Below are 26,298 nucleotides of genomic sequence, written 5' to 3'. Positions count from 1 at the left end.
GGGAGGAATTCACATGTATTTACACGGCACAAGCCGCATTAATGAGCAAGGACACTTAGAAATTGGAGGATGCGATGCTACTGAACTTACAAGAGCATATGGGACACCACTTTATGTTTACGATGAAGCAGCAATTCGTGAGAAATGTCGTGCATTTCATCGTGCTTTTAGAGAAAGTGGGTTCTCTTATCAAGTAGCATATGCAAGCAAAGCGTTCTTGTGCATGGAAATGTGCAGGTTAGCTGCCGAAGAAAATATGTCGCTAGATGTTGTGTCTAGCGGAGAACTATATACGGCGTTGCAAGCGGGATTTCCAGCAGAGCGCATCCATTTTCATGGTAATAATAAAACAGAAGAAGAAATAAGAATGGCATTAGAAGCTAATATTGGCTGCTTTGTTGTAGATAATTTTTTTGAACTAGAGGTATTGCATGATTTAGCGAAAGAATACGGGCAAGTTGTGAATATCTTGCTGCGCGTGACGCCGGGAGTAGAAGCGCATACACATGAATATATTACAACAGGTCAAGATGATTCTAAGTTTGGTTTTGGTATTTCAACAGGGCATGCATCACAAGCGATAAAAAGTGCATTAGAAAAATCAAACTATCGTGTATTAGGAATTCATTCTCATATCGGATCGCAAATTTTTGAGACGGCAGGATTTGTTCGTGCAATTGAAGTGCTTCGCAACTTCTTGGAAACAGTGAGAAAAGAAATGAACTATGTAGCTCCAGTATTAAATGTAGGAGGCGGTTTTGGAATTCGCTATACAGAGGGAGATACACCGCTTGCCCTTGGTGAATATGTGAAAGCTGTGACGGATGCGGTACGCGAGCAGTTTACAGTATGTGAATACCCCCTTCCAGAAATTTGGGTGGAACCAGGCCGTAGCATTGTTGGGGATGCAGGAACAACGCTGTATACAGTTGGAGCGATTAAAGATATTCCAGGTATCCGTAAATATGTATCGGTTGATGGAGGTATGACAGATAATCTTCGCCCAGCACTTTATGGAGCCCGTTATGAAGCATTACTAGCAAATCGAGCAAATGAATCTGCTGAAGAGGTTGTTTCAATTGCAGGCAAATGTTGTGAAAGTGGGGATATGCTCATTTGGGATGTAGAGCTTCCAAAAGTTGTTTCTTGTGATCTCTTAGCTATTTCTTGTACAGGGGCATATGGTTATTCGATGGCAAATAATTATAACCGTATTCGTCGCCCAGCAGTTGTGTTTGCAAAAAACGGAAAATCACAAGTTGTTGTGGAGAGAGAATCGTATGAAAATATTATTGAGAACGATCGCATACGTGTAAAGGAACTTGTATGACTGCGTCCTTACTTAGCTGAAGTGGGAGTTGTTTAGGTGAACAACTCCTTCTTTGTCAAAAAAACATAAAATTTATCGGAAAACTAGGATTGAAAAAAATCAGAATTGTGATAAAATACAAATATAATTCTTATCAAGAGTGGCGGAGGGAACTGGCCCGAAGAAGCCCGGCAACCTACTTTATAGGAGTAAGGTGCTACTTCCAGCAAAATGGTATCCATTTTGGAAGATAAGGTAGATACGTTACCGGAACAGTCTTTTCGAAATGGGAAAGATTTTTTTTATGAAAAAGGGGGGCTGTTCGTGGGAGTGCGCGGACAATTTGAAGAAGTAGCAAGTCAGATTCAATCTATGCTTGCTGATATGAAATATGGTTCTATTACAATTGTTGTGCAAGATGGTAAAGTAATTCAGCTTGAAAAAAGTGAAAAAGTACGCTTAAAATAAGCACGCTGACTAGAAAAACTAGAGGCGGCCCTAATCTATTTCTATAGGTTAAGGCCGCCTTTTTGTATGGGTGTTATGAGGGGGGACAACGATGTTAACGTACGAAACGTGGCAAGATAATTTTGTTTCATTTCAGGAAGACGACGAAACGAAAGGCGCTTTGGCAGCAGTACGCTGGGCGTATGAACATTATGAGGACGATATTGTTTATGCATGCAGCTTTGGGATAGAGGGAATGGTTTTATTGCACGTGATTAACCAAGTAAATCCATCTGCAAAGGTTGTATTTTTAGATACAAATGTTCATTTTCAAGAAACATATGACTTAATCAAAAAAGTCAGGGAACGATTTCCTAAATTGAATATTATTGAAAAGCAGCCGGCACTTACACTTGAGGATCAAGCAAAAGAGTATGGTGATCAATTATGGGAACATAATCCAAATCTTTGTTGTCGATTAAGGAAAATTAAGCCGTTAGAAGAAACGCTAACAGGTAGGAAAGCATGGATATCAGGTTTAAGAAGAGAACAGTCTGAAACGCGAAAACATACGCAGTTTGTCAATCGAGATCATCGCTTTCAATCTGTTAAAATTTGTCCGCTTATTCATTGGACTTGGAAAGAAGTATGGCGCTATGTATACAAGCATAATTTGCCGTACAACCCACTCCATGATATTGGGTATCCGAGCATCGGATGTGAAAAATGTACCGTGCAGGTGCAAGAGGGTGGAGATTCGCGAGATGGGCGCTGGGCCGGGAAGTTGAAAACAGAATGTGGTCTTCATTATCAATGAAGACTACTATTCGTTAATACTTGATATAGAAGGAGAAAAAGAAAATGAGTGATACAAAAATATTAGTCAATCGAATTGATGAAACATATGAAACAGCACATATTGTAAAAGAAATTGAGTTAGATGGAATCGCATTAAGTGATTTAGAACTCATTGCGATCGGTGGATATAGCCCACTTACTGGCTTTTTAGGAAAGAATGATTATGTGTCAGTAGTAGAAACAATGCGATTAGCAGATGGAGATGTATGGAGCATTCCAATTACATTACCTATAACAGAAGAAAAAGCGAAGGAATTAAAAGTGGGGGAAGAAGTTCGACTTGTAAAAGAAGGTGTAACTTACGGTGTGATTCAAGTTCAAGAGATTTATGCGCCTGATAAAGAAAAGGAGGCGTTACTTGTCTATAAAACGATAGAAGAAGCACATCCGGGTGTTAAGAAATTATACGATCGTCCGGATATATATGTGGGAGGACCAATTACGCTTGTGAAACGGATTGAAAAAGAAAAATTTGCCGCTTATCATTTAGATCCAAATGAAACGCGAGCAGAGTTTGCGCGGCGTGATTGGAAAACAATCGTTGGTTTTCAAACAAGAAATCCAGTTCATCGCGCGCATGAATATATTCAAAAAGCAGCGCTTGAAATTGTTGACGGCCTGTTTTTAAACCCACTTGTTGGAGAAACGAAATCAGATGACATTCCAGCTGATGTTCGAATGGAAAGTTACGAAGTACTTCTAGAAAACTACTATCCAAAAGATCGTGTCTTTTTAGCAGTATTTCCAGCAGCGATGCGATATGCTGGGCCGCGTGAAGCGATTTTCCATGCACTTGTAAGAAGAAACTTTGGGTGTACGCATTTTATTGTCGGCCGTGATCACGCTGGTGTTGGAAATTATTATGGCACGTATGAAGCGCAGGAAATTTTTACGAACTTTACAATAGAAGAATTAGGAATTACACCCCTCTTTTTTGAACATAGTTTTTATTGCACGAAATGTGAGGGAATGGCATCAACGAAAACATGTCCGCACGGAAAAGAAGATCATGTCATTTTATCAGGTACAAAGGTAAGAGAGCTCTTGCGAAATGGAGAACTGCCACCAAGTACATTTAGCCGTAAAGAAGTCGTAGAAGTCTTAATTCGTGGTTTGCAAAAAGAAGTTGTGACAAAGTAAGGGGAGAAAAAGATGGGAACAAATATTACTTGGCATACAGCATCTGTTTCAAAGGAAGAACGCCGAAAGCAAAACAAAAATCATAGCTTTGTTCTTTGGTTTACAGGATTGTCGGCTTCTGGTAAATCAACGGTGGCAAATGCAGTAACTCGCAAGTTATTTGATAAGAATATTGGTAATTATGTGTTAGACGGAGATAATATCCGTCACGGTTTAAATAAAGATTTAGGATTTTCGGAAGGTGATCGCACAGAAAATATTCGCCGCATCGGTGAAGTAGCGAAATTATTTGTTGATAATGGAACAATTGTATTAACAGCGTTTATTTCACCGTTTCGTGAAGATCGTCAGCAAGTGCGTGACATATTAGAACAAGGTGAGTTTGTTGAAGTGTTCGTAAAGTGTCCGATTGAAGAGTGTGAAAAGCGTGATCCGAAAGGACTTTATAAAAAAGCAAGAAGCGGGGATATTAAGCAATTTACGGGAATTGATTCTCCTTATGAGGAGCCGATTCAAGCTGAAGTTATTGTGGAAACGCATCGCTATTCTATCGAACAGTGTGCGGAGCAAATTATTGCTTATTTGCAAGAAAGAAGCTTTATCTAGGAGGAGATACATGATGAGTTATGAAAAAGTATGGGCAAACAATGAAAAGCTAAATGCAACTGAAAAAAAGAAATTAGAAAAAGACGGTTTAGAAGTTTTTAAAGATATTCCGTATTATGCTGAGCATGGATTTTCGTCTATTCCGAAAGAAGAATGGGATTCTTTTAAGTGGGCAGGTTTATATTTGCAGCGCCCAAAAGAGGCAGGATATTTCATGATGCGTGTAAATATACCATCTGGAATTATAACAAACGAACAGGTGGAAACTCTTGCTTCTATCGCTGAAGATTACGGCCGTGATGTGCTTGATATTACAACGCGTCAAGCTATTCAGTTTCATTGGCTGCAAATTGAACAAATTCCAGATATTCTGCAGCGGCTAGAGAAAGTAGGGTTATCCACAGCCGGTGCATGCGGTGATATTACACGTAATATTACAGGGAATCCACTTGCTGGAATTGATGAAAATGAATTGTTTGATACACAAGTAATTGTGCAGGAAGTATATGAATATTTTCAGCATAATGAAGAGTTTTCAAATTTACCTCGCAAATTTAAAATGTCGATTAGTTCGAATGTGTACAATTCAGCAAATGCTGAGATTAACTGCGTAGCATTTACACCTGCAACGAAAGAAATTAACGGAGAAACAGTCATTGGTTTTCATCTAAAAGTAGGCGGCGGTTTATCAGCGCGTCCATATTTAGCAGAAGAACTAGATGTATTTATTTTACCGGAGCAAGTGAAAGATGTAGCAATTGCCGTCGCAACCATTTTCCGTGATTTTGGATATCGTGAAAAGCGTCATCTTGCTCGTCTAAAATTTCTTGTTGCAGATTGGGGACCAGAAAAATTTAGAGAACAGTTATTACAATACACAGGAACTTTACATGATAGAGGAGAAAGTGCCCTAAAGGGTTGGAATGCTGGTTATTTTTACGGTGTTCATAAGCAAAAGCAAGATGATTTATACTATGTTGGTTTTAATGTACCAGTTGGTCGCCTGCATGCAGAAGAAATGTATGAGATTGCTAGAATTGCAAAACAGTATGGAAACGGTGAAATTCGTACATGTAATTCGCAAAACTTTATTATTCCGAATGTACCGAAAGAAAATATTGATGTCCTATTGCAAGAACCACTATTGGAAGCAATCTCTGCAAAACCAAAGTCATTTATCGGTTATGCAGTTTCTTGCACAGGTATTGAATATTGTAACTTGGCATTAGTGGAGACGAAAGAAAGATTACGCAATATTGCGGATTATTTAGATACACAGCTTGTATTAGATGTGCCAGTTCGTATTCATATGATCGGTTGTCCAAACTCTTGCGGACAAAGACAAATTGCGGATATCGGTTTGCAAGGTGTCAAAATGAAAACGAAAGAAAAAGGGATTGTTGAAGCTTTTGAAATTTATGTAGGTGGAACGTTACTAGACGGCGGTACTTATAATGAAAAGCTAAAAGGGAAAATAGATGGTGAAGATTTGCCGCATGTTCTCGTTGCGTTTTTAACATATTTTAAAGAAAATAAACTTCCTAGTGAAACATTTTATGAGTTTGTTGGTCGTATTGGAATAACGGATTTACAAGCAGCATTAAATACGATTTTAGAAGAAGTGATTGCATCTTAGGAGGGGAACAATATGGACTTATATCGTTTTGAAGCAGTTTTAGCAAATGGTGTTGTTCCTGTAGTCGTTGTTGCGCAAAGTGAAGAGCAGGCATTTCGTCTCGTTGAAATAGAACTTGAAAAATATTTTCTGCCTTTACCGGAAGTGAAAGAGATTTCTTTATATGAGAAGAAGAAAATTCGAAAGGGTGCAGCTTTTGTTTTGCATGAACAAGAAACGACTTAATACGATGCTAACAGGCAGTAAGATGAAGATTTGTAGACTTCCATCAGTAGAAAAAATCTACTAATGGAAGTTTCACTTTATAGAAGAAATGGGGAGAAAGTATGGGAAAAGTGTACATTGTTGGTGCGGGACCTGGCGACCCAGATTTGATTTCTGTTAAAGGAGTAAAATGTATTCAACGAGCAGATGTCATTTTATATGATCGTCTTGTAAATAAAGAGTTACTTTCTTATGCAAAGCCAGAAGCGGATTTAATTTACTGCGGGAAACTTCCGAACTATCACACAATGAAGCAAGAAACGATTCATGCTTTTCTAGTGAAATATGCAAAGAAAGGCAAGGTTGTGACGCGTCTAAAAGGCGGAGATCCTTTTGTGTTTGGAAGAGGCGGAGAAGAAGCGGAAGCATTGGTGAAACATGGTATTCCGTTTGAAGTTGTTCCGGGTATTACAGCTGGTATTGCAGCTTCTGCGTATGCGGGAATTCCTGTTACACACCGAGAAGCTAGTACAAGTTTTGCGGTTGTAACAGGGCACCGGAAAGAAGGTGCAGAAGAAGAGGTGAAGTGGGAAAACTTAGCGAAAGGTGTGGATACGCTTGCTGTTTATATGGGTGTAAGCAACCTTTCTTATATATGTGAACAGCTTTTGAAATATGGAAAAAGTGAACATACACCAGTGGCGATGATCGAGTGGGGGACAACAGTATCTCAGCGTACAATTACAGGAACATTAGGAAGTATTGTATCTGTGGCAGAGAATGAGCAAATTCAAAATCCAAGTATGATTGTAATTGGTGAAGTTGTCCGCTTCCGTGAGAAAATTCATTGGTTTGAACAAACGCTTGAACATTCGTATCCACTCAGCGGAGTACTTTAATATGAAAGCAGTATTATATATTTGTCATGGCAGTCGTTTACAGGAAGCATGTAAAGAAGCGACTGCTTTTGTTACATCGTGCATGGAACGTGTATCAGCTCCTATTCAACAAATGTGTTTTTTAGAATTAGCACAACCTTCTATCGCTGAGGGGATTACAACTTGTGTGCAAAAAGGGGCAACTGAAATTGTGATTGTCCCTGTCTTTTTATTAGCGGCAGTTCATGTGAAAAAGGATATTCCTAAGGAGTTAGAACGGTTACAAAATCAGTATCCTCATGTGTCATTTTCATATGGAAATCCATTTGGCGTTTCTCGTGAACTTGTTACTGCAGTTCTAGATGGTAGCGGAATGAAAGCGATTGGCAAACGAGTTACCCTTTTACTTGTAGCAAGAGGGAGTAGTGATGAAGAAACGTTAAGAGATGTCCGGGACATTGCGTCATTGTTTAAAACGGCAGATGAAGTAGCAGAGGTCGAAGTATGTTATTTAGCAGCGGCTAGGCCACAATTTGAAGAGAAGCTACATGAGCTTGATCAAACAACGAACGCCCCTATTGTTATCCTTCCGTATCTTTTGTTCACAGGATTGTTAATGAAGAGAATTGAAAAAGCAGTTCGGGAAAACAACCATTCTCACATTGTATTATGTCCGTATTTAAGCAAAAACCAGGCTTTTCAAGACATGCTAATTGAACGTACAGAAGAAATGATAAGGGAGGATGTATATGTACCCATTAACAGTGCGAATAAAGAATAAGCGTGTTGTTTTCATTGGCGGCGGACGAGTCGCGGCATTTAAGATTGCACCTTTATTGCAAGAAGAAGCCAGTATTATTGTAATTAGTAGAAAACTTGATAAAAGTTTAGTTCAGCTTGTAGAAGAAGATAAAATTCGCTGGTTTCAAAAAGAATATGAAGCAAGTGACCTTGCAGATGCATTTTTAGTCGTGGCTGCAACAAGTGATCCACTGTTAAATGAGAGAATTGCAAATGACGCAGCGCCGAATCAACTTGTAAATGTAATTACAAATCCTGAGAGCGGTAATGTTCATTTTCCGGCAGCTATTCATCGTGGGAAATTAAATATTGCTGTATCTACTGGGGGGGCAAGCCCAAAGCTTGCGAAAAAAATTCGTGATGAAATTGCAGGGAAATATGATGATAGTTATGAGGAATATGTGAATTTCTTATATGAAGTACGTATGAAAGTGAAGCAGTTACAAGTAGATAAGAAGACGCAGAATGCTGTGTTACAGGAAGTACTGAAGTCTGTTTATGTACAAAATGTACAGCACCGAGAAGAATTCTTGTATTCTTTAGATGAAAAGCTAGTATTTTGATAGTTTGTAACATTTCCCTCTTTTGAATAAAATAAAGAATGCATTACTGAAAAGGGGGAGAAGAGATATGAAAATCAGAAATTCAGTAAAAGCATTAATTGTACGGGATGATCATTTTTTGGCAATTAAAAAGCGTGACCAATATGGGGAATATTATACACTGGCTGGCGGTGGTCAAGAACCGGGTGAAACATTTACGGAAACGGTAAAACGAGAGTGTATAGAGGAGATCGGTGCGGAAGTTAAACCAAATGAGTTATTGTTTATTAGAGAATATATAGGTAAAAATCATGAATATGCCGCGTTTGATTTTGATGTTCATCAAATTGAATATATGTTCTCGTGTACACTTCTTAGCGAACCGAATATAGAATGCGCAACAGAGCTAGATACAGATCAAATTGGGGTAGAGTGGTTGCCGCTACATAACATTGAGCAATATCGCTTATATCCGAAAACACTACGTGTGCACTTGCAACAACATTTTATTCATCATGAAAAGACAGAAGTATATTTAGGAGATGTAAATTAATTTGTTCTTTACAAATGTAATAATCTCCTCTATAATCACAATGAACTTCAATACATGAAATCGATGAGCAAGAAGAGTACGTATATTTGAAGCGTTCAGAGAGCTGGGGGAAGGTGTGAGCCCGGTACGATACAATATACAGAATGGGCTTGCGAGAGGTATGTTGAACTAATAGTAGGCAACCCGGGTTCCGCCGTTACAAGGATAGGGTATCGGAAGCATTCCTGTACCTGAAAAGTGGGATAATTATATCCAACTGAGGTGGTACCACGGTATTATATTACATATATCGTCCTCTACATGCATTAGCGTGTAGGGGACTTTTTTATTTTCTAAAGGAGGTGGGCGAGTATGAACTGAAAGTATATGAATGAAAAAAACAGAAATATTCAGATCAGGAGAAGTGAAAATGAAAGAAACACAGCAATGGACGTCGAAAATTGGGTTTGTACTCGCAGCAGCCGGGGCAGCAGTTGGGCTTGGAGCGATTTGGAAATTTCCGTATGTTGCCGGAAATAGTGGAGGAGGAGCCTTTTTCCTTGTCTTTTTATTAATGACAGTATTTATCGGTCTGCCGCTTTTAGTGGCGGAATTTGTTATCGGTCGCAGTACGCAAAAAGAAGCGGTGACAGCGTATAAAGTATTAGTACCAAATAATAAATTATATCCATGGATTGGCCGCATGGGAGTTGTAACGTGTTTTTGTGTTTTAGCATTTTATAGTGTTGTTGGAGGCTGGATTTTACTTTATTTATTTTATAGTGTAACAGGTGGATTATGGGGGAATGCCGTTGATTACGCAAAGTTGTTTGGAGAAACAATCTCAAATCCAGTAAGTGCGATTGGAGCACAATTTATTTTTATGCTTTGCACAATTTTTATAGTAAGTAAAGGTGTAGAAAAAGGAATTGAAAAAGCAAGTAAGTATATGATGCCGCTATTATTTGTTCTGTTTCTTGCAATTATTGTTCGTTCTCTTACATTGGACGGAGCATGGGAAGGTGTCAAATTTTTCTTAAAACCGGATTTCTCGAAATTAACAGCAAAAACAATCTTATACGCCATGGGACAATCATTCTTTTCGCTTACGGTTGGAGCGTCTGTTATGGTCACGTACAGTTCTTATTTGAAAAAAGAAGAACATTTAGCAAAATCAGCAATATCGATTACAAGCTTAACAGTTTTTATTACTGTACTTGCAGGGCTAGCAATTTTTCCAGCGATTTTTGCGTTAGGTGTTAGTCCAACAGAAGGGCCGGGGTTACTATTTATCGTTCTTCCAGCTGTGTTTGCAAAAATTCCTTTCGGGCATTTTTTCTTTATTTTATTCTTAATTCTGTTTTTCTTTGCAACGCTTACATCGGCAATTTCTATGCTCGAAATTGTTGTTGCTTCCGTAGCAAAAGGGGATGGAAAGAAGCGTCCATCAGCATCGCTCTTAATTGGGTTACTTATTTTCGTAGTTGGAATTCCAGCGGCATTATCATTTGGAGTTATGAGCGATGTGAAATTATTCGGAAAGACCGTTTTTGATTTATTGGATTTTTCGGTGAGTAACGTATTACTTCCACTTGGTGTGTTAGCAATTTCGCTCTTTGTACCAAATAAAATGAAGAAAGAGTTGTTAATGCAAGAATTAGAAGTTAAAGAAACGAGCGGAAAAATATTATTTCATGTATGGTTCTTCTTGCTGCGTTATATTATTCCGATTACGGTTCTTCTTGTATTTTTAAATGTTATTGGTGTACTTTAGTTAAAAAAAGCGGAGAATATTCTCCGCTTTTTTTATCCCGCTATTTGCGGGCAGTAAGACCCCATCTCAAGATTCAGAAAGAACAAAGAAGAGAGGTGGGGGATAACTGTTGGCATGCGCCCGATTGGTGAGAGCTTTCCATCAGTGAGAAAAGCGTCACTGATGGAAGTTTCACTTTATTATGATGTAGAAGTTTGTAATAGACGAGTGTATGTTTTAAAAGCTACAACGGCTGCGATGAAGGAACCAATAAAAAAGATACCGGATCCAGTTACTGAAAATAATCGGCCTATAAATGTCTCTTTGGCTTCTTGTAATATTAGGGCTGCTTGTGATTCTTGATTCATGTGTAGACCTCCTCAAAAAAGCTTTTATGTTATTGTATGTGTAATGCCTAGAAGGTGTTAAAAATCATAAAATATATATAAGAAGTGCATGTGAAAGATGAGATTCACTTGTTTTCCATAAATAAAAAACTCGGCAATTGCCGAGTTTTTTTATTTAATATAAGGAGCTGGATCTACAGCATTTGATTTTGCTTGATTCCACTCACCGATGTGCAGTTCGAAGTGCAAGTGTTGACCGTGTGAATCACCTGTGTTCCCCATAAAGCCGAGTTGCTGGCCTTGTGTTACTTTTTGTCCAACTGAAACAGAGCGGCTGCTCATATGAGCATAAACAGTTGTATATGTTTGACCGTTCATACGGTGCGATAAGTATACAACATTTCCGTAGCTACTAGAGAAATCGGAGCGAATAACAACTCCATCGGCTGCAGCGACAATTGGTACGGTTCCAGGAGCTGCGATATCAAGTCCTTTATGACGATCACGTGATGGATCATTAAATCCAGAAGTAAAGCTACCAGCTGCTGGTTTAATAAAACCGCCAGTATTTTTCGCTTGAGGTGCAGGTTGGCTTTGCGCTGAAGGAGCGGCTTGCACTGAAGGAGCGGATTGCTGAGATCGTTTTTGTTCTTCAGCTTTTTTTGCTTCTTCAGCCTTTTTCGCTTCTGCTGCACGGTTTTCCTCTTCAATTGCATTTTGAACAGCTTGACGTTGGTTTTCTAAAATAGTCTTTGATTCTTCTAAACTTTCCATCTCAGAATCTATCTTTGAAGCTTTTTCGTGTAAATCGGTAATTAATGCTTGCTGTTGTTGCTGATTTGCTTGTAGTTCTTGCTGTTGTTTCTGTAATGTCTGTTCAGATTCTTTAAGTTGTGTTTCCTTTTTCTCAATCGCTTCTTTTTCTTTTTTTACAGTTTCTTGATCTTGTGTTTGCTGTTTTACGATATCTGTATCATTATTTAAAATTACACTTACAGAATACATATTTTCTATTAGTTCAGCGATATTGTTTGTGTTAATTAATACTTCTGTAATTAAATTTGTACGTGGTTGCTCTTGCATGGACTGTAATCTCTGCTTAATTACTTCTTGACGTGTATCGATTTTTTTCTGTAGTTCTTCAATATGTTTCTTTTTCTCATCAATACTGTTTTGTGTTTTTTCGATTTCAGCTTTTGTTGCGTTTAAATCTGCTTCATTTTTATTAATAGAAGCAGTTAATTCATCGATTTTTTTCTGTAAATCTTGTATTTCTTTTTCGATTTGTTCTTTTTCAGTTGATTTCGTATGTATTTCTTGTTGTTTACCTTCTAATTGTGATTGAATATTAGATAATTTATCTTGACTCGTCTCCGCATATACTGGTGAAAGCAATGGAGAAACGAAAATAGAGCCGGCTGTCAGTAAACTAAACGCTGTTATTTTTTTGTTCATCTGTCTATCCCCTTTCCCTATTCTATATAATCACAGGAAGGAGAAAAATGTCTATTGTTGTAATGATAATGTAAAAAAAATTTAAGTAATTGTTATTAAATGTCGAAAATTATAAAGAAATCACATAAAAATTGTTCGTCTCTACTATAGAAATTTATTGATGTTACGAACTAACATATATCGAGAAATAAGGAAGAGAGGAATCGTTCTCATGTTAGGTTTTCTGACATTGGATTTGTTTTTGTCAAGAAAAAAATTTGCATAGAGGAAAATTTTTTTAGTTGTCAGATTTCTATTTTTGTCTTATCATTTTAATAGGGGCGAAAGTATTGAATAGTCTTATAATATTTAATACTGTGATTTTTGTATTTTATAGAAAAATAGAATATGGAAATTTAGAACATCTAAGAAGGGGGTCGCAGCAAGTATGAAAAGAATTGGACTTGCATGGCAAATTTTAATAGGTCTTGCTCTCGGTATTGCCGTAGGAGCAATTTTTTATGGTGATCCGATGGTTGCTAAAATTTTACAACCGATTGGTGATATTTTTATCCGCTTAATTAAAATGATCGTCGTACCAATCGTTGTTGCCAGTCTTATTGTTGGGGTGGCAGGCGTTGGTGATGTCAAAAAGCTTGGACGTTTGGGCGGAAAAACAATCCTGTATTTTGAAATCATTACAACAATTGCGATTATTGTTGGTTTATTAGTAGCGAACATTTTCCAACCAGGAAAAGGCGTGGATATGTCACAGTTACAAAAAACAGATATTTCTAAGTATACAGCGACAACAGAACAAGTACAGCACCATTCATTTGCTGATACGTTCGTAAATATTGTTCCAACGAATATTATGGAGTCATTGGCAAAAGGTGATATGCTTCCAATTATTTTCTTCTCTGTATTATTTGGTTTAGGAGTAGCTGCCATTGGAGAAAGAGGAAAGCCAGTTCTGAATTTCTTCCAGGGTGTAGCAGATTCAATGTTTTGGGTGACAAATCAAGTAATGAAATTTGCGCCGTTTGGTGTATTTGCGTTAATTGGCGTAACGGTTTCTAAGTTTGGTGTAGCGTCATTAATCCCATTAGGTAAGTTAGTTATTGTTGTTTATGGAGCAATGATTTTCTTCGTTGTTGTTGTATTAGGTATTACAGCAAAAATATTTGGAATTAATATTTTTCAATTCTTTAAGATTTTAAAAGACGAGCTTATTTTAGCGTATTCTACAGCAAGCTCAGAGACGGTTCTACCAAAGATTATGGAAAAGATGGAGCGTTTCGGTTGTCCGAAAGCCATTACATCTTTCGTTATTCCGACAGGTTATTCATTTAACTTAGATGGTTCAACATTATATCAAGCAATTGCCGCTCTTTTCTTAGCGCAAATGTATGGTATTCACTTATCAATTTCAGAGCAAATTACATTGCTTCTTGTATTAATGGTTACTTCAAAAGGTATTGCAGGTGTACCAGGCGTATCATTCGTTGTATTATTAGCAACGCTTCATACAGTAGGTATTCCGGCTGAAGGTTTAGCGTTTATCGCTGGTATTGACCGTATTTTAGATATGGCACGTACAGCAGTAAACGTAGTAGGTAACTCATTAGCTGCAGTTGTTATGTCTAAATGGGAAGGTCAATATGACGAAGAAAAAGGACAAGCTTATTTGAAGGAGATTTCAGAGAAGCAAGCAGCTTAAATTACAACAAAACCCTCACGTTATACGTGAGGGCTTTTCTATATGAAATTACTGTATTTAGTGGTAAACGAATTAGGCGTGGCCTGTATCGAACGAAAGAAAACAAATTATTAAACGCAGATGTGAATGGTTCCTATAACATCTTAAAAAAAGCAGTTCCAAAGGCGTTTGCCGATGGAATAGAGGGGTTGTGCCATCAGGCAGCTGTGTCAACTCCACTCGTGTTAAGCATCTTTTGAAGGTGATACACGAGAAACCCCCACTTCAAGATCCGAAGGAGATAAGTGGCGGGAGTTTTCATGGTTTTCAATTTTAGAAACAGAAATTTTGAAAATAAAAGATATTATTTAATTGCATGGAATGTTTGATTCATTCGTAACTTTTTATAAATATCAAAAAAATACCAACTATTTTGATAGAAATAATATTTGACATTTTCTTTTGCAGCGAGTAAAGTAATAAAGGATTGATTTACACAAAATATAATATGAAACCTTCTTATCAAGAGAGGCGGAGGGACTGGCCCTACGATGCCTCGGCAGCGGACTCATATAGAGTGCTGTGCCAAATCCAGCAAGCGATATGCTTGATAGATGAGAAGAGTGTTTCTTATATGATATATAAGACCTCTTCTCTTTAGAAGAGGTCTTTTTCGCTCTTGTGAAGGAAAGGTTTAGAAATAGGAGAGGATATTACTTTGGAACAAACAAAAGGAAATGGATGGGCATTATTGCCACTTGGTATATTTTTAGCACTATTTATTGGTTCTGGTGTGATTACAGGAGATTTTTATAAGTTACCAATCGTAGTTGCTATTTTAATTGCAGTTGCTATCGCGTTAGTAATGAATAGAAAAGAAAACTTTACGACAAAGGTTGAACGTTTTGCTAAAGGGGCTGGCAATCCAGATATCATGATTATGGTATTAATCTTTGTATTAGCAGGTGCATTTTCTGAAACAGCAAAAGGTATGGGCGCTGTTGAAGCAACCGTAAACTTAGCCCTTACTATTTTTCCGCAAAGCTTGTTAGTTGCTGGACTGTTTATTATTGGTGCGTTTATTTCATTAGCGATGGGAACGTCAATGGGTACAATTGCAGCATTGGGGCCAATTGCAGTAGGAATTAGTGGGCAAACGGATATTTCTATGGCACTTGCTATGGCGACAGTTGTTGGCGGAGCAATGTTTGGTGACAATTTATCTTTTATTTCAGATACGACAATTGCTGCGGTGCGTACACAAGGAACGGAAATGAAAGATAAATTTAAAACAAACTTCTTGATTGTATTACCGGCTGCCATTATTACGACTATACTTTTAATCGTTCTTACGTTAGGAACTCATACAAATATGACGGCACATGCGTTTAACTGGGTGAAAATTTTGCCGTATGCAGGGGTGTTAATTACAGCGCTGCTTGGATGTAACGTACTAGTTGTATTAACTGGAGGAACAGTGTTTGCTGGTATCATTGGCATGTTAGATGGAAGCTACACATTAGCAAGTTTCTTTAAAAGTATTACAGTAGGAATTAATGGTATGATGGAGATGGTATTATTAGCGATTTTAATCGGTGGAATGGTTGAAATTATCCAATATAACGGCGGTATTCAGTATTTAATGAATATACTAACGCGTAATATTCGTTCGAAAAAAGGTGCAGAATTTGGAATTGCTGGTCTTGTAAGTATGACAAATATGTGCACAGCAAATAATACAATTTCTATTATTTTCACGGGTCCACTAGCAAAGAATGTTGCAGATCAATACAATATTGATCCGAAAAAATCTGCGAGCCTGTTAGATTTATTTTCTTGTAGCGTGCAAGGGTTAATCCCGTACGGTGCACAAATGTTAACAGCGGCAGGATTTGCTTCGCTTTCACCAGTTGAGTTATTACCGTATTCATTTTATCCAATGTTAGTTGCGGTTTGCGGTATTATTTCAATTGTAATTAATTTTCCGCGTCTTTCACCTATAGCTAAGAAAAAGGAATATGAAAAAACAGCATAATGAAAAAGAGGATGTCTTGTATAAGGCATCCTCTTTTGTTTTGAATATAACGACTAATTTCATCTCACTTTAAATATAGGTCTGATGATGAATAGGACTTAAGTCTGAGAAGAAAACGGTTCTTAAGCTCGTTATAGAAAAATGAAAAAATAGTTAAGATAAGAGTATCAAATCGAAGGGAGGCAAGCACAAGATGAAACAGTTTCTAGCGTTTATCGCAGCCGGTATTTTAGCTTTAATTGCTCTTGGAAGTCTTGCTGGTATTATAGGATTTGCAATTGGAGCAGGGATTGTGTATTGGAGCTACAAGTCATTTGTGCGAGCACGATCATTTTTTGGAAAGTTAGCTTGGGGTATTGTCGGTTTAGTTGGCTTGTCAATCGGCCTTTCTAATTCACCAGCATTAATCGGTATCGTAGCATTAGTCGTTCTATATTATGGATACCGCGAATGGAAAAAAGAAAAAGTTGTAGTAGAGTCTGCTTCAGAAGGTTCTAAACCATATAGCAATTTTGAAGATGAATGGAACAAATTAATGAAAAATAACTAATATTAAACAACTAAAATAATAAAGTAGAAGAGAGGAAGATTTAAAATGAAACAATCATTATTCGGACGTGTACGCGAGGCAATACTTGCAGATCTTCATAATGTGTTAGACGAGAAAGAAAGAAAAAACCCAATTGCGATGTTAAATCAATATTTACGTGATAGCGAACGTGAGGTAACAAAAATTGAAAAGTTAATTGAGCGTCATAAAACATTAAAATCTAATTTTGCTCGTGAGCTTGAGCAGGCGCGTTATTTCGTAAATAAGAGATCCAAGCAAGCTGTAATTGCGCAAGAAGCAGGAGAAATGCAATTGCAAGAACGTGCATTAGAAGAAGTCGCATATTACGAAGGGCGAGTAGCTCGCTTAGAAGAAATGTATGCAGGTGTTATGGAACAAATTGATGAATTAGAGCGTCGCCTTTCTGAAATGAAAAATAAATTAAAAGAAATGAATGCAAAACGTATGGAATTAATGGCACGTGAAAATATGGCACATGCGAACCGTCGCATGAATACGGCTCTGCATAAAATGGATGAAAATAACCCATTTTTACGCTTTGAAGAAATTGAAAATCACATTCTTGATTTAGAGCTTCGCATCAATGAAGATCATGAACGTGACACATTTGATATGAAGATTGCAAAGCTTGAGCGCGAAATGAAGGAGAAAAAAGAAGTATCTATAACAAAAGAATCAGTAAAATAATTGTAGTACATTATAAAACAAGCTTATGATATAGTGATAGAAGAAAAGGTGTTGGAATGCAATACCTTTTTCTTCTGTTTATCCCGCATTAACGGGCAGTAAAACCCCTACCTCAAGATTCAAAGAGAGACGAGGAAGATAGGTGGGGATAACTGCCCGTAAAAGCCCGATTGGTTCAACTAACTATCAGTGGGGGATGAAAAAACCTCCACTGATGGAAGTTTCACTTTACATATGACAAAGAAAGGGGAGCTGAGATGAAGAAACAATTTTCGAAAACACAATTTGTAGGAATGCTCCTCATTATATTTGGATTTGGTCTTGTTCTTGATATGATTCTCGGACATTTTGAGCCGGGTGCCCTTATTTTTGCTTTTATTATGATTATGTTTGGAAGGAATTATCGAAAAAAGAACCGATATGTGAGAGGAAATGTGCTTTTATTTGTCGGAGGACTCATTTTCGTATTTTTCCTGTTTTCATCAGCAGCCTTCGTGCTTGTTCTATTTGCTTGTTTAGCTTTCGTTGGTTATCAGCTTGTGCAAGGTCAGCAGAAGTCAAAAATGGTACAGGTCGAAATTAAGGAAAAAGGATATATAAATGAAGAAAAACAAATCTATCGAACAGAACCGTATCTTAAGAATATAATGGTTGGTAACGTACGAATAATGGATCATATTTATGAGTTAGAAGATATTAATGTTCAGTATGGAATCGGTGATGTTGAAATTGATTTAACAACAGCTATGATTCCAGAAGGAGAAACCGTCATTGTTATTCGTGGTGTTATTGGTAATATTCGTTTGTATGTTCCATACGATATTGAACTATCTTTAAATCATTCTGTTATTATTGGAAAAGTTTTGCTTCCTAATCATGAAGAAACAGGTTTTAATCGCAATGTAACATTCAAAACAGAACACTATAATGAGGCTCCTAGGCGTATTAAAATTATTTCTTCGCTTATCGTAGGCGATACGGAAGTGAGGAAAGTATAATGAAAAGGCAAAAGAATATTTCATGGATGTATATTCGCTACTCTATGTTATCTGCTAGTAGTATTGCATTCATTTGTACCATCGTATATGTATGGAAAAGTGGGCAATCTGTATATGATTTATTATGGAAAGAATCGATTGCTTCTGTTCCAGTTGGATTGTTTCTTATCTGCATGAGTCTTCTCATTGGTGGAGTTGTTGGGTATGCGATTGGTTATTATATGCAGCAGCGTATTCAAGGTTTAACGACTTTTTTATTTGAAGTAGAACGAGGGAATTTCCCGAAAGATGCTTCGTTTACTGCAGAAGATGAATTTCATGAAGTGGAGCGAAAGGTAATTGTACTTGCTAGGAGATTAGAGGAGCAAGCAGGATTATTTCAAAAAGTAACGAATGAACGAGCGCATTGGAATGAAGAAATGAGACAAAAGGTTATTTCAGAAGAGAGGCATCGTTTAGCTAGGGAGCTTCATGATTCTGTAAGTCAACAACTCTTCGCTATGTCAATGATGATGGCAGCAATTAATGAGCAAACTGCTAATATATCAGAAACTACTCAAAAACAATTACAACTTGTTGAAAATATGGTTGTAAATGCACAATCAGAAATGAGAGCATTGCTCCTTCATTTACGTCCTGTTCAATTAGAAGGTAAAAAATTAACAGAAGGTATTGAAGAATTATTAACGGAGCTTTCAAGAAAACAACATATGAAGATTGAATGGTTGATTGAGCCAATTCAATTGAAAAAAGGTGTAGAAGATCACTTATTCCGTATTGTACAGGAAGCGTTGTCAAATACACTGCGACATGCACAAGCAAAGAAAACAGAAGTAAGGCTGCGTCAAATTGATGAATATGCAATTTTAAAAATTATTGATGACGGCGTAGGTTTTGAAGTAGGCGTCAATAAAGCTGGATCATACGGTCTTCGTTCCATGCAAGAACGTGTCCATGAAATTGGCGGAACTTTAAAGGTATTAAGCTTTCCGAATAAAGGAACGCAAATTGAGGTGAAAGTGCCGATTCTTATAGATAGAGAGGAGGAACAGCATGATTAAAGTATTGCTCGTTGATGATCATGAAATGGTTCGGATGGGTGTATCTGCTTATTTATCAACTCAGCCGGATATTGAAGTTGTAGGAGAAGCAGAAAACGGAAGAAAAGGTTCAGAATTAGCATTATCATTAAAACCAGATATTATTTTAATGGATCTTGTTATGGATGAAATGGATGGTGTCGAGGCAACGCGTGCGATTATTCAAGAATGGCCGGAAGCGAAAATTGTTGTTGTAACAAGTTTCTTAGACGATGAAAAACTGTATCCAGTCATTGAAGCCGGTGCAACTAGTTATTTATTAAAAACATCAAGAGCAAGTGATATAGCAGATGCAGTGCGGGCAACGTACGATGGAGAAACAGTGCTTGAACCGAAAGTTACCGGGAAAATGATGTCACGTATGCGTCAAAAGAAAGAACAGCTGCTACACGAAGAATTAACAGAGCGAGAGTTTGAAATCTTATTATTAATTGCACAAGGAAAGAGTAATCAAGAAATTGCAGATGAGCTATTCATTGCTTTAAAAACAGTAAAGACGCATGTAAGTAATATTTTAAATAAATTACATGTAAGTGATCGTACGCAAGCGGTTATTTATGCGTTTCGCCACCAGCTTACAAAATAAAAAAGGCCGTAGAAACGCCTTTTTATTTTGCATTGTTTAGTGTTATGTTTACTTGTTTAGAAGATTCTGTGAGAGAATATCCAATATATAGTAAGGGTGATTCAATTCTTTCTGTATATAAAGGTAGATATTTTTAACATATTTTTCATGATGTTAATCCAATTTTTGAATATGATTGGATTGAATGCTTTCTAAAGATGGAGTAGAACGAATGTAATTTGCGAATGCTTCTTGATCTGTCGGGCCTTCAACGCGATTTCGTCCCTTTTGGAAAATTGTAAATTTATCGCCTCCGTTTGCCAGAAAAGAATTTACTACGACAGAGTATGTCGCATCATCTTCGAGTGGTTCCCCATTTTCTAGTGTAATTGATACTAACTTATTTTCTTTCCATGTGTAACGAATTCCAGATACTTGTAACATACGTATTTCATCAGTCCATTGTTCATGCAGTGCACTTCGAATTTCTCTACCCGTTAGATCCATTTTAATGAGTTTATTTTCAAAAGGTTGAATGAGAAAGGTATTTTCCCATGTAATGGAACCAGCTGGTAAATCATGACGGATACTACCTGGATTGACGAATGCAATGTCAGCCTGCATAGCTTGACGTTGAGATGCAGCAAGAAGAGCACCAAGGTCTGTTTCCCCGTTTCTATTTTGATCTCGTGTCAGCTTGTGTACGCTTTTTCCAAGTATTTGCTCGGTTAATGGGGCTATCTTTGTTTGATAGCTCTGTAGCCATGTTTGGATGATTGGATTAGGTTGTATTTGATTATGATAAGTAGGAATAATCTTTGCTGATTTTTTTGTAATATCTTTCGTTTTGCGATTAATTGTGAGCTGCACATTTGCAAAAGCTCTTCCGTAAGAATACCCTTCAACGAGTAGTTTTCCATTAACATATCCATTCATATAAGAATGATTATGTCCACCAAATAATACATCTACATCATCGTCAACTTTGCTTGCTAAATCAGCAAGTGGCCCGTAGGTAATTCCGCCTGTTGTCTTGCCAGCTACATGAGCAAGAACGATAATTGCATGGATGTCTTTTTGCTGTAATTCTCGTACGTACTTTTGAACAGCAGTAGCTTCATCTAAAAAAGTGACCGCTGAAATATCATTGTGCATAGTAAGAAAAGGTGTATCTTTTGTAACGATGCCAATAAAAGCAATGGGAATACCATTGATCCACTTAATCGCATATGGTGGAAATAGAGGTTCATTTGTGTTAGTATCTACTACATTTGCACAAACGTAAGGAAAAGAGCTACCTGGAAACATACCTGTTTTTGGATGAAAACCCCCATCAATAAGTCGCTTTAGTTCGTCTATACCTTCGTCAAATTCATGATTACCAACTGTTCCGACATCAAATTTCAGCATATTTAAAAATTCTATTGTTGGCTCATCTTGAAAGAGAGCAGAAATGGGAGGACTTCCACCAACCATATCACCGGCATGAACAAGTAAGGTATGAGGGAATTGTTCTTTATATGATTTGATATAAGAGGCTATATAATCGGCGCGGCCAGCAGGTTGTCCGTGTAGCATTGTAGTTGTATTGATTTGTCCGTGCAAATCATTTAATCCGATTATTTGCACATGTATTTCGGAAGGTTTTGAAGTGGGAAACAATGAAGAAAGAGTTATAGAAATGAGAAAAGGGATACATAAAAGAAAGTTAATCATGTTGTCACTCCTTACATATACTGGTGTTTTTATTGTAATAGAAGGACAACTTTTTATTTTATTAAAAAATCGTAAATTTTTTGTGGAAATTGTAAGGTTTTTTATCCCATATGAACAGGCAGTAATCCCCCTACTGATGGAAGTTTCACTTTATCAAAATAGGAGAAAATCTGCCACTGTAAGATTAGAGGAAGATAAGTGCGGGGAGTTTTCATGAAAAAAAGAAGGATTTATTGCTCAATGTAGAGAATAATGTAATCATCCACTTGCTGGAAAGAACAGACAAAGCAGAGGTGACGAAGATGCTTGTAATGGGTGTATTGGTATGTATTACTGCAATTTGTGGTTTTATATGGTTATATTATTCTCGTTCGTTTAAACAAGCAGGAGTGTTACTTTTTGATAAAGGTAGTTTGTTTGGAAATCAATCCAGATTTTTAGTATGCTCGAAGTGTGGAAGAGCACAGGCAAGAAGCGGTGGATATCAAGAGTGTTGCCGAACAAGGTTATGAAAGAGTAGCAAGCCTCACACATTGTGAGGCTTGCTACTCTTTCACGGCTGTCCAAATAGTCCAACGATCCTGTTCTATAATAGGAGATTTGTTATGAAGTTTAGAGTGAATATGCTCTAATAATTGAGAGAGTTCATCATCGGATAATTCATGTAAAATAGAACGACCTGTCCGAGGTGATAAATCTTGAAGTAAATTTTCAATTGAAGGATGGACTTTACGAACTTCCCAAAGAGTTTCAATAGGATTTGTATGGAAGCCGCTGTTGTGTAACCAATATAGTATTTGATTTGTTTTAGGTCTTCGTTTAGCTTCTGTATGGAGTAATTTTGGATAGCAAGAAAAGAAATAGCCGCGAATATGTTCTGAACTTCCTGGAATCGTGCAGTCTTCAATTGTTCGATCTTGGAGAATAAGTAGACCGTTTCGCTTTAAAATACGATATGCTTCTTGTAAAAATTGTGGAATATGCTCTAGATGATGAATAACAGCTCGTGATATAACGATATCAAAGGTTGCATCTGCAAAAGGAAGGTTATGAGCGTCACCTTGTACAAATGAAACGTGTTGTATGTGAGCGCAATTTTCCTTGGCAGCTTCGAGCATCTCATTTGAAAAATCAAAACCAATTGCTTCAGCTGCCCCCATCATAGCGAGTTGTTTTGTATAAATACCACCACCGCATCCAATATCAATCACTCTCTTTTCTTTGACGTCTACAATATTTTGAATCATAGACGTCCATGAATCCGTTGCTTGACGATTTGTATACGTATATTTATTGTTTGGGCTGTGAAAATCTATTGGCATGCTGTAAGCCCCCTTTCATGTATATTATATCCGATTTTGTTTGTTAGGTTGATTTTGTTTTCTTTTGAGAACAATAAGCTTTTCTTATTTTGAGAAATGAGGATGGGAGCTATGCGAAAAAAATGGTTATTCATGTTTGTTCTTTTCTTATTAGTCGGATGTAACCAAATGGGTAAGAAAATAGAACAAGGTGAGAAATCAGCAAAAGAAGCGGGGAGTGTTATGGAAGAGAGCATACAAATAATTGTATCCCAAACAGGACAAGAGGAAAAAATATTGAAGGACGAGAAAGCAAAAATTGTTGCAAATATTATAAATAAAGCGGAGAAACAAAACGTAATAGGTGAATTAGGTGAACCGGAATATGTAATTAAAATTAAGAAAAACGGACAAGAAGAAAAGTATAAAGTTTGGCTTCGTACAGAAGCGAGAACAGGTTGGTTACAAAAAGAAACCGATACAAAGAATTTCTACCTTATATCAAAGGTGGATACAGAAAAGCTGCTTTCTTTGTTTCCGACAGCACCCTCAACACAAAATGAGGATGAACAACAATCAACTATAACTGAAATTACGAAAAAGGATTTACAAATTACGCGTTTTCATATTAAAACAAAGGAAAGTGCAGTTCATTATACGGTGTATTACACGATTTCAGATGCATTATATAAAAAGTTAGAAAAAGAAAAAAATTATTATTTTCAATTACATTTTCCTCCGAAAGTGCAAAAGATAATAAATAAAGAAAAAAGTGATTCAATTCAAGGTGAAATAGTGAAAGAAGGATATAAACAATATGAAGTGAACTTTTTTGTTCCTGCTAACAATTTATCACCGTCTCAACTAAAAATGTTAGAAGCGTATTATGATCAATATGATTTAAAAATGTTTAATCATAAAAAAGAAGAGATTGGTGCGTTTCAAAATATTATTCAAATAGTGAAAGAATATGGAGAAAAGATGGAGTTAGAAAGATAAAGAGGCTTTCTTTTAGGAGATGAGAAAAAGAGTGATAGATATCATCACTCTTTTATTTTGTTTTTGTTGACGGTTCACTCATAGATTTTCGCGTAATAAAATAAGCGATAATAAGTGCAGAAAGGATAATGGAGCTAATGAAAATATTGTTTGGTAGCCAATCTAATAGTAATACGTGTCCAACAGTATAAAAAATAAGCATAGAAGCTAGAAAAGATAAGGCACCGATCATAACAGATTGTAATGTCACCGTTTTCACCTCCTTGCATGTATAGTATTGGCCAAAAATGGATCAATTAAACAGTGATTTCCAATAAACTTAAAATATATGGCATAATAAGAAGAAAAAGATTATTGGTAGGGAGAGGAATATGAAACAAAATACAAAAGGATTATGGGGGATTATTGTAGCAGTTGGTCTTTTTCTGTTGTCTAAATTAAAGTTTGTATTTGCGATTGTCAAACTAGCAAAGTTTTCTACTATATTTAGTATGCTGTTATCTCTTGGCGCTTATGCAGCGATATACGGATGGAAATTTGGTGTCGCACTCGTATACTTATTACTAATTCATGAAATGGGTCATTTGTGGGCAGCAAGACGAAAAGGAATTGCAACCTCACCTGCTATTTTTATCCCATTTATGGGAGCGGTTATAGGAATGAAAGAATTGCCTAAAAATGCAAAAGACGAGGCATACATTGCATATATGGGACCGCTATTTGGTTTACTCTCTTTTTTACCAGCAATTCCGCTGTATATGACAACAAAAGAACCGTTTTGGGCACTTGTTATTATGCTTGGTAGTATGATTAATTTCTTTAACTTAATTCCCGTATCACCACTTGATGGGGGACGAATTGTTTCTGTTGTAAGTACAAAAATTTGGGCGGTAGGCCTTGTTATATTGCTTGGTTATGCAATTGTACAAAAAAGTATTTTTCTTGGGTTTATTTTTCTATTAGGCTGTTTAGAATGGCGCAGAGTATCGAAACGAAATCAACCAATTCAAGAGCTTGGTTGGAAAATAGATACTGTAAAAGAATATATGATACGTTTGAAAGAAGAATTACGAGAAACAGGAGCACTACATCGTACCATCTATATGATGCACCAAGAAGTAACGATGCTTCGCCAGAAAGAGCGAGGTAAATCATTAACAAAAGAAGAGCGTCAAAGAAAAATAGCATTAGAGTACTTGTTTCCTAAATTTGAACCACTTGATTACGTGCCGTATGAAGAGGAAAAAGAGCAGCATCTTCTATTGATGCAAGATGCAGTAGCAGTGTCAGAGCGAAAATTACATAAGTGGGAAGAAGAAAAAGAACAGTATGAAAAGTACTACTCTGCAAATATGAAAACACGTATGGGTATGTTCATTTTATACGTACTCTTACTCGCAATACTCGGATATGCTACATATCAAGGAAATGCAATCTTACAAAATCAACTTCCTACAAATAATTTGTAGAAAAACGTTGTCGAAATGGAAAGAATGATTTGAACAGGAATTCTCTCTTTTTTATAGAACATTACAAATATTACGTTTTTTAGAAATAAATGTAATGTTTATGTATAGAAAAGGAGTCGGGTGTATGAAAAAGGTGTGCAGTATACTTGGAATTCTTATAGTAATGGGAATCGCTAGTTACGGCTTAAGCAAAGTTTTTGTACACTATGCAAGTAAGCCTGTTGGTGTAACGGCAATGCCGAAAGTAGAAGAGGTTGATGAGACAAAAGAAGTGCTGCAATTCATCCGCACGACACATGAAAGCTACAATGGCTTTTTAAATTATGGAAAAGCAGAAAAATACACAGATGGAGACTGGAACCATTTAATGAAATGGTTTCAAGAACAGGAACATGCTTTAAAAGATGTTGAGACAAAAGTGAAAAACAAGCAAATAAAACGAGATGTGAAACGAAGTTATGAAATTTTGAAAAAAGGGGTAGAAGCTCGTAATATTGAATATGTTATTTATGCACATCGTGTATATCATGATCTTGATATTCTTGTAAATAAATATACAGGTGAAACGAATATCTGGGGGTATACAGAGTTTGGAAATGGGAAAGATGTAAAAGTAATAGAACAGGCATTACAAGCACAGTAAAAAAGGCATACTTAGTATGTCTTTTTAT

Annotated in this window: 29 protein-coding genes, 2 riboswitches and 1 other annotated feature; of the genes, 24 read left to right on the top strand and 5 right to left on the bottom strand. The window is 36.8% G+C overall.

Annotated elements, in window-relative coordinates; all coding sequences use genetic code 11:
- Positions 1–13: 13 nt before the first annotated feature.
- The 12 genes from lysA to ACTDJC_RS09345 all read left to right on the top strand — a co-directional run bounded on the left by lysA (position 14) and on the right by ACTDJC_RS09345 (position 10,727).
- Positions 14–1,330, top strand: coding sequence for a diaminopimelate decarboxylase (gene lysA / locus ACTDJC_RS09400; protein WP_440603222.1), 1,317 nt, complete (start codon positions 14–16; stop codon positions 1,328–1,330).
- Between the two features lie 127 nt (positions 1,331–1,457).
- A riboswitch (SAM riboswitch) is annotated at positions 1,458–1,566 on the top strand.
- A gap of 67 nt (positions 1,567–1,633) precedes the next feature.
- Positions 1,634–1,777, top strand: coding sequence for a YezD family protein (locus ACTDJC_RS09395; RefSeq protein ID WP_429709257.1), 144 nt, complete (start codon positions 1,634–1,636; stop codon positions 1,775–1,777).
- 91 nt (positions 1,778–1,868) lie between these two features.
- Positions 1,869–2,573, top strand: a complete 705-nt coding sequence (locus tag ACTDJC_RS09390) for a phosphoadenylyl-sulfate reductase (protein ID WP_440603221.1) — start codon at positions 1,869–1,871, stop codon at positions 2,571–2,573.
- A 44-nt stretch (positions 2,574–2,617) separates the two neighbouring features.
- Positions 2,618–3,754 (top strand): sulfate adenylyltransferase, encoded by a 1,137-nt coding sequence (gene sat, locus ACTDJC_RS09385; RefSeq protein ID WP_440603220.1) that lies wholly within the window; start codon positions 2,618–2,620, stop codon positions 3,752–3,754.
- Positions 3,755–3,766: 12 nt separating this feature from the next.
- Entirely contained in the window at positions 3,767–4,360 is a 594-nt protein-coding gene (cysC, locus tag ACTDJC_RS09380; protein ID WP_440603219.1) for an adenylyl-sulfate kinase, read from the top strand.
- Positions 4,361–4,373: 13 nt separating this feature from the next.
- On the top strand, positions 4,374–5,996 hold the full coding sequence (locus ACTDJC_RS09375; RefSeq protein WP_440603218.1) for a nitrite/sulfite reductase: 1,623 nt from the start codon (positions 4,374–4,376) through the stop codon (positions 5,994–5,996).
- 12 nt (positions 5,997–6,008) lie between these two features.
- Positions 6,009–6,221, top strand: a complete 213-nt coding sequence (locus tag ACTDJC_RS09370) for a DUF3906 family protein (protein ID WP_098309491.1) — start codon at positions 6,009–6,011, stop codon at positions 6,219–6,221.
- Between the two features lie 101 nt (positions 6,222–6,322).
- A complete protein-coding gene (cobA, locus tag ACTDJC_RS09365) occupies positions 6,323–7,099 on the top strand; it encodes a uroporphyrinogen-III C-methyltransferase (protein WP_440603217.1) in 777 nt (258 codons plus the stop codon).
- A 1-nt stretch (position 7,100) separates the two neighbouring features.
- The gene (locus ACTDJC_RS09360) at positions 7,101–7,859 is read left to right on the top strand and encodes a sirohydrochlorin chelatase (protein WP_440603216.1); all 759 of its coding nucleotides are present in this window, start codon (positions 7,101–7,103) and stop codon (positions 7,857–7,859) included.
- Positions 7,828–8,442 (top strand): NAD(P)-binding protein, encoded by a 615-nt coding sequence (locus tag ACTDJC_RS09355; protein WP_440603215.1) that lies wholly within the window; start codon positions 7,828–7,830, stop codon positions 8,440–8,442. Before ACTDJC_RS09360 ends, ACTDJC_RS09355 begins: the two co-directional genes overlap by 32 nt.
- A 67-nt stretch (positions 8,443–8,509) precedes the next feature.
- Positions 8,510–8,974: an NUDIX domain-containing protein gene (locus tag ACTDJC_RS09350; protein WP_440603214.1), complete on the top strand. Its 465-nt coding sequence runs from the start codon at positions 8,510–8,512 to the stop codon at positions 8,972–8,974.
- A gap of 54 nt (positions 8,975–9,028) precedes the next feature.
- Positions 9,029–9,274 (top strand) — a binding site (T-box leader).
- 109 nt (positions 9,275–9,383) lie between these two features.
- Positions 9,384–10,727 (top strand): sodium-dependent transporter, encoded by a 1,344-nt coding sequence (locus ACTDJC_RS09345; protein ID WP_440603213.1) that lies wholly within the window; start codon positions 9,384–9,386, stop codon positions 10,725–10,727.
- A gap of 179 nt (positions 10,728–10,906) precedes the next feature.
- Here the strand turns inward: ACTDJC_RS09345 and ACTDJC_RS09340 are convergent, their stop codons facing one another.
- Both ACTDJC_RS09340 and ACTDJC_RS09335 read right to left on the bottom strand, forming a co-directional pair.
- Entirely contained in the window at positions 10,907–11,074 is a 168-nt protein-coding gene (locus tag ACTDJC_RS09340) for a hypothetical protein (protein WP_440603212.1), read from the bottom strand.
- 150 nt (positions 11,075–11,224) lie between these two features.
- The gene (locus ACTDJC_RS09335) at positions 11,225–12,508 is read right to left on the bottom strand and encodes a murein hydrolase activator EnvC family protein (RefSeq protein ID WP_440603211.1); all 1,284 of its coding nucleotides are present in this window, start codon (positions 12,506–12,508) and stop codon (positions 11,225–11,227) included.
- A 427-nt stretch (positions 12,509–12,935) separates the two neighbouring features.
- Here ACTDJC_RS09335 and gltP point away from each other — a divergent pair, with 427 nt between their 5' ends.
- The 7 genes from gltP to ACTDJC_RS09300 all read left to right on the top strand — a co-directional run bounded on the left by gltP (position 12,936) and on the right by ACTDJC_RS09300 (position 20,163).
- The gene (gltP, locus tag ACTDJC_RS09330; RefSeq protein ID WP_098309485.1) at positions 12,936–14,207 is read left to right on the top strand and encodes a glutamate/aspartate:proton symporter GltP; all 1,272 of its coding nucleotides are present in this window, start codon (positions 12,936–12,938) and stop codon (positions 14,205–14,207) included.
- Between the two features lie 495 nt (positions 14,208–14,702).
- Positions 14,703–14,807, top strand: a riboswitch (SAM riboswitch).
- 97 nt (positions 14,808–14,904) lie between these two features.
- Entirely contained in the window at positions 14,905–16,221 is a 1,317-nt protein-coding gene (locus tag ACTDJC_RS09325; RefSeq protein ID WP_253629083.1) for a Na+/H+ antiporter NhaC family protein, read from the top strand.
- Between the two features lie 193 nt (positions 16,222–16,414).
- Complete coding sequence (locus tag ACTDJC_RS09320; protein WP_098309483.1) at positions 16,415–16,771, top strand: lmo0954 family membrane protein; 357 nt, start codon at positions 16,415–16,417, stop codon at positions 16,769–16,771.
- Between the two features lie 45 nt (positions 16,772–16,816).
- The gene (locus tag ACTDJC_RS09315; protein WP_098309482.1) at positions 16,817–17,479 is read left to right on the top strand and encodes a PspA/IM30 family protein; all 663 of its coding nucleotides are present in this window, start codon (positions 16,817–16,819) and stop codon (positions 17,477–17,479) included.
- Between the two features lie 257 nt (positions 17,480–17,736).
- The gene (gene liaF / locus ACTDJC_RS09310; RefSeq protein WP_098309481.1) at positions 17,737–18,477 is read left to right on the top strand and encodes a cell wall-active antibiotics response protein LiaF; all 741 of its coding nucleotides are present in this window, start codon (positions 17,737–17,739) and stop codon (positions 18,475–18,477) included.
- Positions 18,477–19,538, top strand: coding sequence for a sensor histidine kinase (locus tag ACTDJC_RS09305; RefSeq protein ID WP_098309480.1), 1,062 nt, complete (start codon positions 18,477–18,479; stop codon positions 19,536–19,538). Before liaF ends, ACTDJC_RS09305 begins: the two co-directional genes overlap by 1 nt.
- On the top strand, positions 19,531–20,163 hold the full coding sequence (locus ACTDJC_RS09300; protein WP_440603210.1) for a response regulator: 633 nt from the start codon (positions 19,531–19,533) through the stop codon (positions 20,161–20,163). The genes ACTDJC_RS09305 and ACTDJC_RS09300 overlap by 8 nt, the downstream gene beginning before the upstream one ends.
- Before the next feature lie 153 nt (positions 20,164–20,316).
- Here ACTDJC_RS09300 and ACTDJC_RS09295 read toward each other — a convergent pair whose 3' ends face one another.
- A complete protein-coding gene (locus ACTDJC_RS09295) occupies positions 20,317–21,858 on the bottom strand; it encodes a bifunctional metallophosphatase/5'-nucleotidase (protein ID WP_440603209.1) in 1,542 nt (513 codons plus the stop codon).
- On the opposite strand from ACTDJC_RS09295, the gene ACTDJC_RS09290 reads away from it, so the two are divergent.
- Positions 21,794–22,075, top strand: a complete 282-nt coding sequence (locus ACTDJC_RS09290; RefSeq protein WP_440603476.1) for a hypothetical protein — start codon at positions 21,794–21,796, stop codon at positions 22,073–22,075. The genes ACTDJC_RS09295 and ACTDJC_RS09290 overlap by 65 nt on opposite strands.
- Positions 22,076–22,160: 85 nt before the next feature.
- Positions 22,161–22,370, top strand: a complete 210-nt coding sequence (locus ACTDJC_RS09285) for a hypothetical protein (RefSeq protein ID WP_098309580.1) — start codon at positions 22,161–22,163, stop codon at positions 22,368–22,370.
- Between the two features lie 33 nt (positions 22,371–22,403).
- Here ACTDJC_RS09285 and ACTDJC_RS09280 read toward each other — a convergent pair whose 3' ends face one another.
- Positions 22,404–23,180, bottom strand: a complete 777-nt coding sequence (locus tag ACTDJC_RS09280; RefSeq protein WP_440603208.1) for a class I SAM-dependent methyltransferase — start codon at positions 23,178–23,180, stop codon at positions 22,404–22,406.
- Between the two features lie 111 nt (positions 23,181–23,291).
- On the opposite strand from ACTDJC_RS09280, the gene ACTDJC_RS09275 reads away from it, so the two are divergent.
- Positions 23,292–24,158, top strand: coding sequence for a hypothetical protein (locus ACTDJC_RS09275; RefSeq protein ID WP_440603207.1), 867 nt, complete (start codon positions 23,292–23,294; stop codon positions 24,156–24,158).
- A gap of 52 nt (positions 24,159–24,210) precedes the next feature.
- Here the strand turns inward: ACTDJC_RS09275 and ACTDJC_RS09270 are convergent, their stop codons facing one another.
- Complete coding sequence (locus tag ACTDJC_RS09270; RefSeq protein ID WP_098309474.1) at positions 24,211–24,408, bottom strand: hypothetical protein; 198 nt, start codon at positions 24,406–24,408, stop codon at positions 24,211–24,213.
- 121 nt (positions 24,409–24,529) lie between these two features.
- Here ACTDJC_RS09270 and ACTDJC_RS09265 point away from each other — a divergent pair, with 121 nt between their 5' ends.
- Together ACTDJC_RS09265 and ACTDJC_RS09260 are read left to right on the top strand one after the other, a co-directional pair.
- Positions 24,530–25,627, top strand: coding sequence for a site-2 protease family protein (locus ACTDJC_RS09265; protein WP_098309473.1), 1,098 nt, complete (start codon positions 24,530–24,532; stop codon positions 25,625–25,627).
- Between the two features lie 124 nt (positions 25,628–25,751).
- The gene (locus tag ACTDJC_RS09260) at positions 25,752–26,270 is read left to right on the top strand and encodes a hypothetical protein (RefSeq protein ID WP_098309472.1); all 519 of its coding nucleotides are present in this window, start codon (positions 25,752–25,754) and stop codon (positions 26,268–26,270) included.
- The last annotated feature ends 28 nt before the right edge of the window (positions 26,271–26,298 follow it).

The organism is Bacillus sp. GB_SG_008, from assembly GCF_052038115.1.
Lineage (GTDB): Bacteria > Bacillota > Bacilli > Bacillales > Bacillaceae_G > Bacillus_A > Bacillus_A rhizoplanae.
Note: the sequence above shows the minus strand (reverse complement) of the source record. Positions and strands in the feature narration are given on the sequence as shown.